This window comes from Clostridium sp. C105KSO13, assembly GCF_001517425.1.
Classification (GTDB): Bacteria; Bacillota; Clostridia; order Lachnospirales; family Lachnospiraceae; genus Muricomes.
Genome location: NZ_FBWL01000166.1, coordinates 84391 through 99937, shown reverse-complemented (window position 1 = coordinate 99937; position 15547 = coordinate 84391). Strand labels below are relative to the sequence as shown.

Below are 15547 nucleotides of genomic sequence, written 5' to 3'. Positions count from 1 at the left end.
TGGCAGGAGAGGCAATCCTGTATAGGACATGTCTTATATCTCCCTCTATTCTGCTATTTTTACTACTGCTTTTACAATCCTGGCTTTATCTTTTACACTTTCATCCATAGCTCTCTGGATATCATTGAAATCAAAAATATGAGTGGCGATTCCCTTCAGATTCACTTTTCCCTCTGCCACTGCCTCTATTGCCATGGGGTAAATATGTCGATACCTGAAGACTGTCTTGAAAGTAACCTCCTTGTCCAGGGCGAGACTCATGGAAAGATTCATCTTGCCTGTCTTACCATATCCCACGAGTACAATATTAGAGCCTTTTCTCACAACTTCAATTGCCTGGTTTGCAGTAATTTCCGTGCCGGCAGTCTCAACAGCCAGATCAAATCCTTCACCCTTTGTTATCTGTTTTGCAGCTTCAATCACATCCTCCCGACTTGCGTTGATGACACCTGTGGCACCCAGTTCCAGAGCCTTTTCCAGACGTTTTTCCATAATATCTACCACGTAAACCTTGGATACTCCGCAGGCTTTCAATGCCATCATGGAAACCAGTCCGATACAGCCGGCACCGAATACAACCGCACATTGTCCAGCGTGGGCATCTCCCTGGCGCGCAGCATGGAACCCGACTGACAGAGGTTCAATCAGCGCCCCCTCCAATGTGCTCACATTATCCGGCAATTTAAAGCAAAGCGTCTCAGGATGTGCCGCATATTCCTGGAACACACCGTCTACAGGAGGCGTTGCAAAGAAAACAACATCCTGGCAGAGATTGTATTTTCCCTCTCTGCAGAACTTGCATTTTCCGCAGGTCTTTCCCGGCTCCAGGGCAACCCTGTCCCCCGGTTTCAGATACTTAACTTTCTTTCCGACCTCCACGACAGTGCCCCCCGGCTCATGGCCCAGTACAAAAGGAGGCTCTACCACATAATCTCCTATTCTTCCATCTTCATAGTAGTGCATATCACTTCCGCAGATTCCCACATACTCAAGCTTTACAAGGACCTCCTCGTCCTTAGGAACAGGGATTGTCTTTGTCGTGTATCCCATCTTCCCGATGCCATTCATAACCGCTACTTTCATTGTTCCTTCCATTCTTGCTTCTCCTTTCGCTTTCCCAGATTATTTTAAATGCTATTCATAAACTCTTCGATATAAAAAACAGCCGCTCCTAGAGCCGATGCTTCATTTTGAAATGTACATACGGAAACGTAATCTCCCGCCCCTTCAAAAATATTCCTTTTAGCAACCTTATCCCGGAGTTCACCGAAGTAGGGCTTCATACAGCTTCCGACATAGCCTCCGAGAACTACTTCGCAGTCGAAGCACATTCTCAGATTATCTACTGCAATGGACAGATTTTCCAAATATGTATCCCATACCTGTTTTATCTTTGGATTACCCTGCTCTAATTCTGCAAAGAATTGCTCCAGCTGACCATTTGTCTCATCCGCCAGGCGCAGAGCAGAACAGTACGCATCCACACATCCCTTCTTTCCGCAGTAGCATGTATCTCCTTCGGGATGTATGGTGAGGTGTCCAAACTCCCCGCTGTGCCAGTGATTTCCTATGTACATACTTTCAAATACATTTGTAGAATCCGAATTATCTTCTGTAAAATCGGAAGAATTCTGAAACAAAATTGCGCCTCCAACTGTATTGCTCAATGACAAATAAACTATGTTTTCTTTTGAGAACCCCGAACCCCACTCTGTAGCCGCCGCAGCACTGGCATCATTAAGTAGAATGCAGGGATAAGAAATATAGCGGGAAAACATATCCCCTGCCACATCATATAAATTCAATGCCCGAGAATATGTAATATAATTTCTTGGCATATCCACTATTGCCGGAACTGAAATGCCAACACCGGCTATCTTCTTACGATCAACCTGCTCCTTTTCAATAAACTCCTCCAACACTCTGCCCAGAGTCTTAAAGTATGCATCCTCAAATACAAACTTTTCCCGCAGGCGTACATTTGCTTTCACGGTCTTTGTCAAATCTGTCAGTACAATACCGATATGGTTCTGTGTAATATCAATCCCCAACGCAGATCGGATGTCCTTACCCACCACAAGAGCCTTAGGCTTCCTTCCCCCCGTCGACTCTAATTCCCCCGCGTCCTGAAGTACCCCTGCCTCATTTAACTCCCGCACAATCTGAAGAACTGTGGGACCGCTCATGTGGAGTGCCGAAGCCACCTCGGGCATGGATGTCTTTTCCCTGCTGTTAATATAGCGGAAAACCCGGTTCCGATTTAATTTTTTTACCTCTGAGTTGTTTTTACTTTTCTTCATGATGCCTTCTTTTCTGCCTTGTTAAACCTTAAACATTACTTTCTACTTTAATAAAATACCTAATAAAGTGGTTGCAATAACAAAGTAACACCTTTGCACAAAATTATCAATGTTTTAATCTCAGTTTTTATGAAATTCATCAGCTTATACAATTTTGACCTTGAAATTTCAGTACATTTTTCTTATTATAACCATTGTATCTCCGTTGTCTTATATACGATATATACCTGCCGCCTCATTTATGCCATAAGGGGTTGATATCATGCTGCACGGCCAGTTCCCAGTTCGTGTCAGAGTAATGACACCGTTCTCTTTTGCATTTTCCGTTCCCGCAATTCCGGTGTCAGAAACGAATTTCCCTGGTAATGACATACTTTCTGCCCAGAATCACACCATCATAATCCTTCTGACGCATCCATTCCCGGATTCTTTTTAATGTCTCCATATCGCATCCGCCTATTCCATCTCATGATTGATGCAAACCTTACCGGTTTTTCCTGTTGCAAATAGTTCAAATGCTTTATCCGTTTCTTTTAGCGGAAACCTGTGTGTAATGATGTCGGAAGGATGGATTTTCTTTCTATCTAAGAATTCCACCAGCCTCTCCATATTTCCCACAGAAGTCACCCATGAGCCGTGAAGTGTCAGGTTCTTGTGAAGCAGAAGGGGACTTGGCTCAAAGGTTACAGTTCCCTGCTCCCCGAGAAAAACAACATTTCCCCACATTCTGGCAGCTTCCAGACACTGGTGCCTTCCGATGCTGCTTCCTGAGCAGTCAACTGCAGCCTCAACGCCCTTTCCATCTGTCAGATTCATCACCTCACTGACTGCATGTTCACCGCCCTGCACAACCTCATCTGCCCCGATTCTCTTTGCCATTTCCAGACGTTCGGGTGAGATGTCAACCCCAATAGCTTTCGCCCCCATTGCTTTGGCAAGCATAATTGCAGCCTGTCCCACAGGCCCAAGTCCCATAACCATGACGATATCTCTGCCGGAAACATTGGCTCTCAAAAGACCTTGATAAGCCGTTCCAAATCCGCAGGCTATCATGGCCCCGTCTTCATATGTCAGGAAATCCGGAAGATGCATACACGTACTTGTATCCGCAACCATATATTCTGCCAGTGCACCGTCCCTTTGCCAGCCGTATGCCCTCCGCTGGGGCTGTTGACAGTTGATAAAAAATCCTTTTTTACACTCATCACAATATCCGCAGCCCTGGATGTGATAAACCACCACTTTGTCACCTTCCTTAAAATCTGTAACGCCCTCTCCCACAGACACAACCTGCCCACTTGGCTCATGTCCCGCAATGACATTGTCATACCTGGCTCCACCGGTTTTATCCGTATGCTCAAAATAAATATACTTCAAGTCACTTCCGCAAAGACTCGCCGCTTTCATTTTCAAAAGAACCTGACCATGTCCCGGAACCGGTACATCACATCTACAGGATTCTACTTTTGCCCCTCCCGGCAGCTTCATACCGAGCATTTTTTTAGGAATCTGCTGATTCATAATTACTTACCTCCTGTTTTTTAAGCATAGTATAGCATCATTACATGTCAAACTGAATTTCAAATCTTCTCTTTTCATGGACTATATAATATGGAACCCGTAAAACATGAGAAAGTAGCCCGAATAGGGCGGATTTCGAATGTTCCTAGGATTGCGGGAGCACAAAGTGCGAAGCAATCCACGGGTATCATCAGGAGTCAAAATATAAATAGTCACCTTTTTTGTACTCCTTTGGTGATACCCCTACTACCTTTTTAAATATCCGGGAAAAATAATAAGGGTCTGTATACCCCATCTTTGTGCTTACTTCATAGATATACATATCTGTTGACTGCAGAAGTTTACAGGCCTCCTGCATTTTAAGATGCAGAAAAAAGTCTACGGGGGAACGCCCTGTCTGCTCTTTAAAAATGGAATTCAAATAGCTTTTGGAAAGATCCACTTCCCTGGATATTTCCTCCAGCGTGAGCTGCTTTGTCAGATTTTTATACATGAAACGGATGACCATTGTCACATGCTTATCCTGGGCACTGCTTTCATCCACTTTTTCCCTGTAATAGACCTCTGCCAGGAGAAGCGAGAGCACCTGCGATAAATAAATAAAATTTCCCATTGTATAATTTCGCTCAAGAACCCTAAAAATTAAGTTAAAAAAAACTGCCATACGGTTCTCACTGTATTTGGAATTAATCTGCACCGTCCTGCACTCATCCAGAGGAAAATATTTTGTATTCTCTCCTTTAAAATGAACCCACAATATACTCCATGGATCCTGATTATCTGCATAGTATTTATGCCTTTTCCCTCTTGGGATGCAAAAAGCCTCTGCCTTTTTTATAGAATAAGTTTTGCCGTCCACCTCTATGATTCCCTTCCCGTCTGCACAGTAAATCAGAATATACTGGTCGGCCCCCTCCTCACGTTCCCTGTAATGAGCCCTTGCCTTTGGAAAGAACCCCACATCTGTCGGGTAAAGGATTCTCACAAGGGGATGCCCTGCATAGTCCGCAAATGATTCCGTTGGGATAATAATATAGCGTTCATCCTTGAATCCGTCTGATTTTCCTAAAAATTCACTCATATTCTACCTCCGAAAAATGCTGGTGTTCTGTTATTGGCTTCACTATAGCATTTCTGTGGAATATTGTCCATTTTTTTATAATTTATGCCATTCCAACTCTCTGCCTGCTATGCTACTCTTTATATACGATACCGTGAAATATATGCGCCGATACACCAAAGCCCGTGTAATTCACATCACGCCACATTTCAACGGAGTTCAGAAAGGAGTTATAAAATGCAAGAAAATCGTGTTCATGTATGGGAGGAAACCATTATACTTCCTACTTATCCAGTCTATCCTCCGGAGAAGGCCCCTCTTTTTCTGGAAAACCGGGCCTATCAGGGAAGCACAGGAAAGGTTTACCCACTTCCCGTCACCGAAAAGATTTCTGACCAGAAAGAAGATATGGCTTATCACGCAGTTTTTCTGGAGAATGATTTTCTTTTTATCATGATTCTCCCGGAATTGGGAGGGCGCATCCAGCGTGCCCTGGATAAGACCAACCAGTATGATTTTGTTTACTATAACCATGTTATTAAACCAGCACTGGTAGGTCTTACAGGTCCCTGGGTCTCAGGCGGAATTGAATTTAACTGGCCTCAGCATCATCGGCCCTCCACTTATTCTCCTGTGGACTTTTCCTTCCGGGAAAATGCAGACGGGTCAGCCAGCGTATATGTCAGCGAAATAGACAAGATGTACGGGACAAAGGGGATGGCTTCCTTTACTCTCTACCCCGATAAGTCTTATATCGAAATCAAAGGGCAGCTTTTCAACCGTACCGATTTACCCCAGACTTTCCTCTGGTGGGCGAACCCGGCTGTCCCGGTCAATGACCATACATTTTCTGTCTTTCCGCCGGATGTTCATGCAGTGATGGACCATGGAAAACGGGCAGTTTCCACCTTCCCTGTCGCTACAGGAGAATATTACAAATACGATTATTCTGCAGGAGTGGATATTTCCTGCTATCGGAACATTGAAGTGCCCACATCCTATATGGGAGCCCATTCCGATTATGATTTTATTGGAAATTTTGATGAAGAAAAGGATGCAGGACTGCTTCACGTGGCAGACCATCATATTGCACCGGGCAAAAAACAATGGACCTGGGGAAACAGCGATTTCGGGAAAGCCTGGGACAGAAACCTGACAGATGAGGATGGCCCCTACATTGAGCTTATGACCGGGGTATACACAGACAACCAGCCTGACTTTACCTGGCTTAAGCCCTATGAAGAGAAAACCTTTACACAATACTTTATGCCTTACAAACATGTGGGACACGTAAAGAATGCATCAAAAGATGCCGCATTAAACCTGAAGCTTAACAATGGATGCTGTACCCTCAAAGCTTATGCCTCAGGCAAATATCCCCAGGCTGTCATTAAAATAATAAGGGATAATAAAATACTATTTTCAGACACAGCAAACTTATCTCCTGACAACTATTATGAAGCCTCTTTTGATACTGCCTTAACAGAACTTACCGGATGTACTGCCGTGATTTATGATAAAGACCAAAGGGAACTTGTGAAGTACACTGCTGCTTCCTGCAAATTGGAGCCCACTCCTGCGCCGGCCGAAGCTCTCCCAGCACCCTCAGAATTGAAATCCACAGAAGAACTTTACCTGGCTGCTACTCACCTGGTACAGTACCGCCATGCCACATTTCACCCGGAAGATTACTATTTAGAAGGGCTTAAGAGAGCACCAACAGATATACGGTTAAATGACGGCTACGGTATGCTTTTATATAAACAGGGCCGTTTTAAAAATAGCATACCATACTTTGAAAATGCCATTCAAAAGCAGACCTGGAAGAACCCAAATCCAGCTTCCGGGGAAGCTTACTTTCACCTTGGACTTGCGCTTACTATGTGTGGGAATGTCGATGAAGCTTTTGATGCCTTCTATAAATCTGCCTGGTGCGCCGACACCCAGTCTTGCAGCTTTTACTGGCTGGCATGCCTGTCCGCCCGAAAAAAGCACTACCCGGAGGCATTGGAATTTATTGATCAGTCGCTTATAAAAAACTGGCATAATATGAAAGCCCGAACATTGAAAGCAGCACTCCTTAGAAGGCTCTCTTGTGATAACAGCGGCTTCCTTGAAGAAAGCCTGGAAATTGACCCACTGGATTCTGGTCTTCTTTATGAAAGAGGATTGGCCCTCGGCAACGGTGAGGGCTGGATAAGGCAAATGAGAACTCCGGCCCACAATTATCTTGTTCTGTCTCTGGATTATATTAAAGCAGGATTTTATGAAGACGCGCTTTTAATTTTATCAAAATGCAGTGATCCTTCCCCTATGATTGCTTATTATCAGGGGTATATTTTGGAGAAAATGGGAGAGATATATCAGGCCAAAGAGCTTTACTCACAAGGTGAAAACCGTGACTACAGTGGGTGTTTTCCAAATCAGCCTGAGGAAATATTGATTCTGGAAAGTGCGATCTGTGCACTGCACGAGGCCCCCAATGCACACTACTATCTCGGTTGTCTTTTCTACGATAAGAGGCAATACAGTAAAGCTGCTGCCCACTGGGAACTTGCACTGCTGCAGAATCCGGAATTTGCCACGGCGAGCCGGAATCTGGCAATTTATTACTACAATAAGGAGTACAATATTACAAAAGCATTGGATTTTATGAAAAAAGCTTTCGAGCTGGAGCCCACATATCCCCGCTTTCTGCTGGAATATAACCAGCTGCTTGAAAAGGCAGGAGTCGCAAATACCGAACGCCTGCTGCTCCTGTCCGAGCATTTGGATATGGTAAAAGAAAAAGATGTGCTGTATGTGGATTACATTGCACTTTTAAACCAGACAGGACAATTTGACCAGGCTCTGGAGCACCTTTCTTCCCATCACTTCCACCCCTGGGAGGGCGGGGAAGGTGCGGTAAGCACGCAGTACCGATACGCCCTGATTCATAAAGCAATCCGGCTGATTGAAAAAGAACGCTATGATGAGGCTATAGATTTATTAAAGGCTTCTAAAACCTACCCGCATAATTTGGGTGAGGGAAAGCTTCCCGGAGCACAGGATGCAATGGCCGACTACTATATCGGAAAAGCCTTCCTTGGAAAGCAGGATGAGACATCTGCCAGACAGTATTTTCATATGGCAGTTCAAAAGGAGGAAACGCCCTCCAGTGTGCTGTACTACAACGATCAGCCCTCTGATTTCATCTTCTATCAGGCATTGGCAAAAGAAGAGTTAGGAGATATGAAAGGGGCAAAGAAGTGCTATCACCAGCTTCTCAGCTTCGGAGAAAAACACATATTTGATGAGGTCGATTTTGACTACTTTGCAGTCTCTCTCCCGGAAATCGAAGTGTTCCCCACACATCCAAGGGAACGGAACCGGCTGTACTGTATGTACTTGATGGCACTTGGAAATACTGGCCTGGGGAAGATAACAGAGGCGCGGATGCTGCTGGAAGAAATACTAGAAGGGACACCGGGATATCAGGGAGCTGTGGAACATCTGACATACCTCGGACAGCAAATATGATGTCTGCTATCTTCCTATGATATGTTACTAAAAGGCACTGGGTTAATTCCCAATGCCTTTAGGCTTATTCTGCTAAATATTGTTCTCTGAATAGCTGTTCTTTGAATTCCTGTTGCAGTCATTATGATCTATCGGAGAAGCAAAGTAAAGAAGAAAATATTTGAACTTGCGGATCTGAATAAACGAGTGGGCGATGGTAATCAAGCGCCTCCCTTCTACTGGCTGATATACTGCTGCAACTCTCTCTGCAGTATTTTCATGCTGCTGTCCACGCTTTTATTCTGATCAAATATATTCGTAATGCCTGTGTTGGCAAGGCTTACAATCTGCTCATACATTTGATCCCGGTAAAACTTAGGAGTGATCTCCCCGTTTTCAATTACCTCGCAGAGAAACTCGCCGCCTATCACCTGTTCCTCGGGGTCCATTTCTCCCTGGATCATCTCCTCTGCCTCCTTTGAGCCCGCTATCTTCTTAAGGCTGGACACACCTTGAGAATATCGGAAGATATCCATCTGGCTGTTGTCACCGGTAGTCAGTTCTTTTAAGAATTCCCAGGCCAGTTCTTTTTTATCGGAATCCCGGCTGATTCCCAGAAGAAGTGCGTCGACCTTTGATACATTCTGCCCCGCCCTAATTCCCGGAAACGTAGTACAGTCCCACTGGAAATTTGTGTATTTTTTTATTTTATACGGATAGGTCTTGTAAGTTCTGTACTCTGCAAAGTTCAGCGGCATGAATGCTACCTTTCCTGCATCAAAATCTTCCTGAGTCACGATTTCCCCGCCATACAGCTGATGCAGCCTTTTCATAAATTTTACAGATTCGATCACCCCCGGGCTGGTAAAGTCCACCGTCCTGTTTTTACTGTCAAAGGCAGTGCCGCCGCTGGTATACATTGCGTCCAGCCATGTATAGTTGTACGTGCCGAACTGATCCAGTCTCCCGTCTCCGTCCGTATCCTTTGTTATCTTCCGGCAGATATCATAAAACTCTTCCCAGTTCCAGTATTTGGAAGGCATCTGGATTCTCTCTTTTTTCAGCAGCGTCTTATTCACAAACAGCATCGTCGGAACGACCTCGTAGGGAAGCGCATATTGTGTCTTCCCTTCTTCGATCCCCTGTCCAATCTCCAGCGCAGTGGAAAAAAATACCGATCTGTGGAACTTAGGATCATTTTCCATATAAGGATCTAGATCTTCCAGAACATGCAGTGACATGTATCTGCTAAAATCTTCGTCCAGTACCATGAACACATCCGGCATATCTCCTTTCAAAAGCTTCTCTGCACACCACTCTGTATAATCCTCCCTGTCGATGCCTGATGTATATTTCACTTTTACGCCCGGATGTCCTTCTTCAAACCGTGCAATCGCTCTGTCAATCATCACAAATGCATCTGCATTTTTTACGCCCCAATTGCTTCCCGTAAACATTCCAAACTCCAGAATCGTCTTTTTTTCGTCCGTTGCTTGAAATGCTGTAGCTCCGATTACCGCAAGTAACACCACGCCTGCCGAAACCAACCTTTTCCATTTCGTTTTCAAATTATGTATCCTCGCTTTTATTGTACTGTACCCCTGTCTGGACTGCCCAGATTGCCAGCTGTGTTCTGTCACGAAGATTCAGCTTATTTAATATGGCACTCAAGTAGTTGCGGACCGTTCCCTCAGAAAGATTCAGGGCATCTGCAATTTCCTTGTTGCTTGCCCCTTTCTCTACCTGAAAGATGAGTTTCCATTCGGTTTTCGTGAGGGCTTTTATACTCTTTTCCTCAACCGGAATCGTATAGTTTGTCTGTGCCATCTGCGAAAACAGCTTTAATACCTTGGCTGCAATATCAGGATTGATCATTGCGCGGCCGCTGTAGACCGTCCGGATGGCATCGCACAGCTCATCCATGGACACACCCTTCAGAAGATATCCACTCGCCCCATACTTCAGGGCATTAAACACATACTCATCATCATCAAACGTTGTTAGAATAATAATTTTAACCTGTGGATACACTTCCTTAATAATCTTCGTGCAGGACACCCCATCCATCTTGGGCATACGGACATCCATCAGCACAATATCCGGCTTGTTCTTTCTTACACTCTGAATAACTTCCTGGCCGTCTGCCGCAATGCCGGAGACTTCAATGTCTTTTTTGCTGTTTAGAACGATCTCCAGACTTTGCCTGATCAGCTCCTGGTCATCCGCTATCAGTACCTTAATCATATTCTTCCCCCCATCTTATTGGTATCTGCGCATCAATCAAAAACCCATCCTCTCCCGAGAAAGATATTGTCCCCCCAAGCATACCGACTCTCTCTTTCATATGCTTGGTTCCAAATCCTTTTTGTATATCCTTGCATCCGATTCCGTTATCTTTTACCTTCAGCTCTAAAATACCGTCTTTCTTCTCTGCAGTAATCCGGATGCGGTCGGCATGCCCGTGCCGGATGGCATTGGTGATTCCCTCCTGTATAATGCGGTAAATAACATTCTCTTCATCTTCACTGAATTTCAGATATGTCACATTTGATTCAAAAGAGACCTCCACCCCCGCCAGAGAATTAATCTCCGAAACCATTTCCTGTATGGCTTTCTCCAGCTTAAATCGCTCCAATGCGTCCGTCCTTAGCTCTGAGACCGAACGTCTCACATCCTTAATGCCTCCCCGGGCAGCCTTTGAAACCAGCTCCAGCTGCATCTTTGTCCGTTCTGGGTTTTCATCTATAATGGCCATACACGCATCCACACCCGCTGAAATCCCTGTCAGTGTGTGCCCAAGAGTATCGTGAATCTCCCTCGCCATCCTGTTGCGCTCTCTGGTTGCAGCCATTTTCTCTGTCATTTTGTTATACTGCATCAACTGATCGTTTACCGTCTGAAGATTTTCCGATCGCTGCCTGGCCTCCTCGATTGCATGACTTTGGGAAAGAATAATATTGACACAATAGAGTATAAAAATCAAAATATTGGCCGAAATTAAAATGTGATAGGTACCGAGTAAAAACTGCTGTACCGTCCCACCGTAATACCGAATATAGTTCTGCACTGAATACAGATTATAGGTGACCGAAATCAGGTCATAGTCCGCCACCAGAAAGACGACTGCAGACGCAGAAAGCATGGCAAATGTCCATCTCCTGTCTTTCATATAGACCACCGCGTTTGCCGCCACCAGGAGAAGGACACTGTTATAATTAAAATCTAGTACATAAATGATACCTAAGCTGCATAGAAAATCCATCCCCAGAGTTACGGCAATCCCTCGGCTGTTCTCCAGAAACCGATGCTCTCTCAAAATCATGTCCATGATAAGAATCGCCAGAAAAAATCCGCAGGCCACACAGATTGTCTGGGGATATTGGGGGATTGCCTCCACCTGCCCGATAAATCGTCTTCCATTATCCTCTTTACAGATTTTAAGTGTCGTAAAATAAAGGAATCCGCAGATCCCTGCCACGGAAAAAACATTGATTCCAAGAAACAGTATCTGTATCAGATGCATATACCTGTTCTTCATTCTACTGCCACCCGTCTATATCAAATTCATCAAGATTTTCTCTGGTGATCAGGGTACTCGGAATCTTTACGTACTTTTCCACTTTTTGTCCTTTCAGACAGCTGTACCCCATCTCTGCGGCAACATGCGCGATGATCTCCGGGCTTTGACTGCTTGTACCGGTCACATATCCTTCCTGCACCATAGCTTTAAAGTCTGGGGAGCCGTCCACACCGTAAATTAGCACACCCTCCGCAATTCCAGCCTTCTGCAAAGCTGCAAGAGCACCGAGAGCCATAGGGTCGTTTCCTCCGAAAATAACGTCAAAGTCCTGCTCCTCTCCCAATATGTCCGACACCAGACTCGAAGCAACTTCAATCTCACCGTTCCCGTTTTCCTGTCTGATCACCTTATATTCCGGCTTATGGGCAATTGCATCTGTGAACCCTCTTACTCTTTCACTTATGGATTTCATGCCCGGATTATTCAATACAATAATTCTTCCTGATTTTATATGCTTCATCATATTTTCAGCACAAAGCTGACCTGCCTGATAATGGTCGGTTTCCACCGCCCCCAGCACATACTGTCTGTCTGCTACCATCGCGTCAACATTAATAATCGCAACTCCCGCCTCTTTGCAGGCTTCCAGTGCAGGCTTTACCTCCCTTTGATCCACCGGATTCAAAAAAAGGACTTCCATTCCCTCTTCGATCATATCCTGGATTTGCTGATTCTGCTTCCGCTGATCCTGAAGTGGATTGCGCACAATCAGCTTATCGCCGTTGGCTTCCACTTCCTCCTCAAGTTCTGCATTCAGAACATCAAAATACGGATTATTACGGGTCATGTAAGTTGCGCCGAATATATGTCTTTTACCCGCGTTTTCCCTTTGGCAGCCCGCCGCTCCCACCAGCAGTATCACCCCAAGGATACTAGTCAGAACCCTTACTGTTCGTTTCATCTTTCGAGTCCGCCTTTCCTCTCTGTCATTCTGCCGCAGTGCAGCCATGCGCTCCACATGACCGCACCGTACTCTCATTATAATACGGCCGCAGACTTTTTTCCATAAACATCCCGGATGTATCGGTGCCGATACCGGCAAAGAAGCCACTGTACTTTTTGGTCCAGCGGCTTCCCGGCTGAGTTACAGCCTGTGTTTATGCATCTTTATTTCGAATGTAGTCAATAAATACTGCCAGTAAAATAACAACTCCTTTGACCACGTCCTGCCAGAATGAATTGACATTCATCAAGTTCAGTCCGTTGTTCAGCACGCCGATAATCAGAGCCCCTATAATAGTCCCCCCAATTTTACCGGAACCACCGGCCATGGATGTCCCACCCACAACAACCGCCGCGATGGCATCCATCTCTGCGCCCTCACCGGCTGTGGGCTGTCCAGAATACATTCTGGAGGCCAGTATAATCCCTGCAAGACCGGACATCAGACCCGCATACGCGTGAACAATAAACTTCACCCTTGATACCTTAATACCCGAAAAAACCGCCGCCTGTGCATTCCCACCCACAGCATAAATATGGCGCCCCAGCTTTGTCTTATTCATCATCAGTGCCGTTATTACAATTGCAATTAACATGATGATAACCGGAACTGGTATCGGACCCGCATATCCTCCGCCGATAAACTGCCACTGCTTCATCATGACACGGACAGGGGAACCTCCTGTATATACCTTTGCCAGACCTCTTGCTATGTTCATAGTGGCCAGTGTCACAATAAAGGGCGGAATCGTCGTCATGCTGATGACAGCTCCATTAAAAACCCCGACGGCAACACCTACCAGTACACCTGCCAGTAAAGCAACGGCTATGGGTAGCTGGTATCTTGCCACACACCCCGCTGCAATAACCCCCGACAGAGCAATGATAGAGCCCACAGACAAATCAATTCCTCCCAGTATGATGACCATGGTCATTGCGCAGGCAATGAGCATGTTTGTGGAAATTTGTCTCAAGACATTAAATATGTTTTTTGCTGATAGAAATGAGCTGCTTGTTGCCGGTAAAATCGACAACAGAAGGCACAGTATTACAAGAGCAATAAGAATCCCCAGGTTCTCCTTTAAAAACACAATGGCTTTGTTATCGCTTGCAGGCAGCTTGGTTTCTTTCTTTTTTGTTTGAGTCATAATCCTCTTCCTCCTTTGCAATGAACTCTAATGTGCTGCCAACTGCATAACAGCTTCCTGTGACACTTCTTCATGGTTCAGACATCCGGTCACCTTTCCTTCGGCCATCACATAAACCCGATCACTCATGTTGATAATCTCCGGCAGTTCCGAAGAAATCATAATAATGGATACACCTTTCTTTACCAGTTCATTCATAATGACATAAATCTCTGATTTTGCGCCTACATCCACCCCTCTGGTCGGTTCATCCAGGATCAGAACCTCCGGGTCGGTGGCAAGCCATCTTCCTATCATTACCTTCTGCTGATTGCCTCCTGACAGATTGCCGATTTTTTGCATCTGCGTCGGTGTTTTTGTGGCCATCATATCAATATATTTCTGAGTCAGTGCAGCCTCTTTCCTATCATCAACGGAGATACCTTGCATAAATTGCTTCAACACCTCAATGGTCATATTAAAGCGGACACTCTGCACACTGTAGAGCCCCTCATGTTTTCTGTTTTCGGGAACCAGTGAAAGGCCATATTTCATGGCATCCACAGGAGACGTCACCTTCACTTTCTTTCCCTTCACCCATGTTTCACCTGAAGCATTCTTTGTCAGACCGAAAATTGCTTTCATTGTCTCACTGCGGCCGGCTCCTACCAGGCCTGCGAATCCGATAATTTCGCCTTTTTTCAGAGAAAAGCTTACATCCTTCACCATATTCCCGTCAGAAATGTGTTCGCAGCGAAGCACCTCTTCCCCGGGTTTCTGATACTCCCTTGTATAGTAGTTCTCCAGTTCCCTTCCTACCATCATCGCAATCAGCCGGTCCCTGGTCGTGTTTTTTACGATCTCAGTACCCACGTACATCCCGTCACGCATCACAGTAACCCGGTCACAGATCTGTTCCAGTTCGCTCATCTTATGGGAAATATAGATAATTCCTACTCCGCGTTTTGTCAGCTTCCTCATGGTTTCAAAAAGAAACTCTACTTCCTTATCTGCAATCGAGGACGTAGGCTCATCCATAACCAGAATCTTTGAGTCGTAAGAAATTGCTTTTACAATCTCAACCATCTGCTGCTGGGCAATTGTCAATTTCCCAACAAGCATATCGGCGCGGATATTTACCTGATTTTCATCTAGAAGTTTTTGAGCTTCTTGATTCATCTTTTTGCGGTTTACCAGAATATTGTTCCCAAATTCCCTTCCAAGAAAAATATTTTCTGCTACCGTCATATACGGCACGAGAACCAGCTCCTGATGAATGATCGCAATCCCATTTTCCTGGGCATCTTCCACCCCTTTAATTTCCACCTTATTTCCGTTAATATAAATCTCGCCTTCGTCCGCCTGGTAAATGCCTCCGAGTACCTTGATCAGTGTTGATTTTCCAGCTCCATTTTCTCCCAGAAGTGCATGGACCTCCCCTGCCTTTAATTCCAGTCCTACATCGTTGAGTGCATGAACACCGGCAAATCGTTTATGTACATGGTGCATTTCCAATATT

The 15547-nt window shown here is 45.2% G+C and carries 11 protein-coding genes; 1 reads left to right on the top strand and 10 read right to left on the bottom strand.

Annotation, left to right across the window (positions count from 1 at the left end; all coding sequences use genetic code 11):
- Nucleotides 1-45: 45 nt before the first annotated feature.
- The 4 genes from BN3456_RS09570 to BN3456_RS09555 form a co-directional block, all read right to left on the bottom strand.
- Nucleotides 46-1095, bottom strand: coding sequence for an NAD(P)-dependent alcohol dehydrogenase (locus BN3456_RS09570; RefSeq protein ID WP_089983913.1), 1050 nt, complete (start codon nucleotides 1093-1095; stop codon nucleotides 46-48).
- A gap of 32 nt (nucleotides 1096-1127) precedes the next feature.
- Nucleotides 1128-2300, bottom strand: coding sequence for an ROK family transcriptional regulator (locus tag BN3456_RS09565; protein ID WP_089983912.1), 1173 nt, complete (start codon nucleotides 2298-2300; stop codon nucleotides 1128-1130).
- Nucleotides 2301-2756: 456 nt separating this feature from the next.
- Nucleotides 2757-3821 (bottom strand): zinc-dependent alcohol dehydrogenase family protein, encoded by a 1065-nt coding sequence (locus tag BN3456_RS09560; protein WP_089983911.1) that lies wholly within the window; start codon nucleotides 3819-3821, stop codon nucleotides 2757-2759.
- A gap of 190 nt (nucleotides 3822-4011) precedes the next feature.
- Nucleotides 4012-4902, bottom strand: coding sequence for a helix-turn-helix domain-containing protein (locus tag BN3456_RS09555; RefSeq protein ID WP_089983910.1), 891 nt, complete (start codon nucleotides 4900-4902; stop codon nucleotides 4012-4014).
- 216 nt (nucleotides 4903-5118) lie between these two features.
- On the opposite strand from BN3456_RS09555, the gene BN3456_RS09550 reads away from it, so the two are divergent.
- Nucleotides 5119-8400 carry a DUF5107 domain-containing protein gene (locus BN3456_RS09550; RefSeq protein ID WP_089983909.1) on the top strand — a complete coding sequence of 1094 codons (3282 nt, stop codon included), beginning with the start codon at nucleotides 5119-5121 and terminating at the stop codon, nucleotides 8398-8400.
- Nucleotides 8401-8615: 215 nt separating this feature from the next.
- On the opposite strand, the gene BN3456_RS09545 is transcribed toward BN3456_RS09550, so the two are convergent.
- From BN3456_RS09545 to BN3456_RS09520, 6 genes are all read right to left on the bottom strand, one after another.
- On the bottom strand, nucleotides 8616-9947 hold the full coding sequence (locus BN3456_RS09545; protein ID WP_089983908.1) for an ABC transporter substrate-binding protein: 1332 nt from the start codon (nucleotides 9945-9947) through the stop codon (nucleotides 8616-8618).
- 1 nt (nucleotide 9948) lies between these two features.
- On the bottom strand, nucleotides 9949-10623 hold the full coding sequence (locus BN3456_RS09540) for a response regulator transcription factor (RefSeq protein ID WP_089983907.1): 675 nt from the start codon (nucleotides 10621-10623) through the stop codon (nucleotides 9949-9951).
- Complete coding sequence (locus BN3456_RS09535; protein ID WP_089983906.1) at nucleotides 10616-11917, bottom strand: sensor histidine kinase; 1302 nt, start codon at nucleotides 11915-11917, stop codon at nucleotides 10616-10618. Before BN3456_RS09535 ends, BN3456_RS09540 begins: the two co-directional genes overlap by 8 nt.
- 1 nt (nucleotide 11918) lies before the next feature.
- Nucleotides 11919-12860 carry a sugar ABC transporter substrate-binding protein gene (locus tag BN3456_RS09530; RefSeq protein ID WP_089983937.1) on the bottom strand — a complete coding sequence of 314 codons (942 nt, stop codon included), beginning with the start codon at nucleotides 12858-12860 and terminating at the stop codon, nucleotides 11919-11921.
- A gap of 196 nt (nucleotides 12861-13056) precedes the next feature.
- Nucleotides 13057-14049: an ABC transporter permease gene (locus BN3456_RS09525; protein ID WP_176699164.1), complete on the bottom strand. Its 993-nt coding sequence runs from the start codon at nucleotides 14047-14049 to the stop codon at nucleotides 13057-13059.
- Between the two features lie 27 nt (nucleotides 14050-14076).
- Entirely contained in the window at nucleotides 14077-15537 is a 1461-nt protein-coding gene (locus tag BN3456_RS09520) for a sugar ABC transporter ATP-binding protein (RefSeq protein ID WP_347458038.1), read from the bottom strand.
- Nucleotides 15538-15547: the final 10 nt, after the last annotated feature.

What these genes read in the sequence shown, in the direction of transcription:
- BN3456_RS09570 (WP_089983913.1), bottom strand. Translation starts at nt 1,095, where the DNA reads ATGGAAGGAACAATGAAAGTAGCGGTTATGAATGGCATCGGGAAGATG.
- BN3456_RS09525 (WP_176699164.1), bottom strand. Translation starts at nt 14,049, where the DNA reads ATGACTCAAACAAAAAAGAAAGAAACCAAGCTGCCTGCAAGCGATAAC.
- BN3456_RS09565 (WP_089983912.1), bottom strand. Translation starts at nt 2,300, where the DNA reads ATGAAGAAAAGTAAAAACAACTCAGAGGTAAAAAAATTAAATCGGAAC.
- BN3456_RS09540 (WP_089983907.1), bottom strand. Translation starts at nt 10,623, where the DNA reads ATGATTAAGGTACTGATAGCGGATGACCAGGAGCTGATCAGGCAAAGT.
- BN3456_RS09535 (WP_089983906.1), bottom strand. Translation starts at nt 11,917, where the DNA reads ATGAAGAACAGGTATATGCATCTGATACAGATACTGTTTCTTGGAATC.
- BN3456_RS09530 (WP_089983937.1), bottom strand. Translation starts at nt 12,860, where the DNA reads ATGAAACGAACAGTAAGGGTTCTGACTAGTATCCTTGGGGTGATACTG.
- BN3456_RS09520 (WP_347458038.1), bottom strand. Translation starts at nt 15,537, where the DNA reads ATGCACCATGTACATAAACGATTTGCCGGTGTTCATGCACTCAACGAT.
- BN3456_RS09555 (WP_089983910.1), bottom strand. Translation starts at nt 4,902, where the DNA reads ATGAGTGAATTTTTAGGAAAATCAGACGGATTCAAGGATGAACGCTAT.
- BN3456_RS09560 (WP_089983911.1), bottom strand. Translation starts at nt 3,821, where the DNA reads ATGAATCAGCAGATTCCTAAAAAAATGCTCGGTATGAAGCTGCCGGGA.
- BN3456_RS09550 (WP_089983909.1), top strand. Translation starts at nt 5,119, where the DNA reads ATGCAAGAAAATCGTGTTCATGTATGGGAGGAAACCATTATACTTCCT.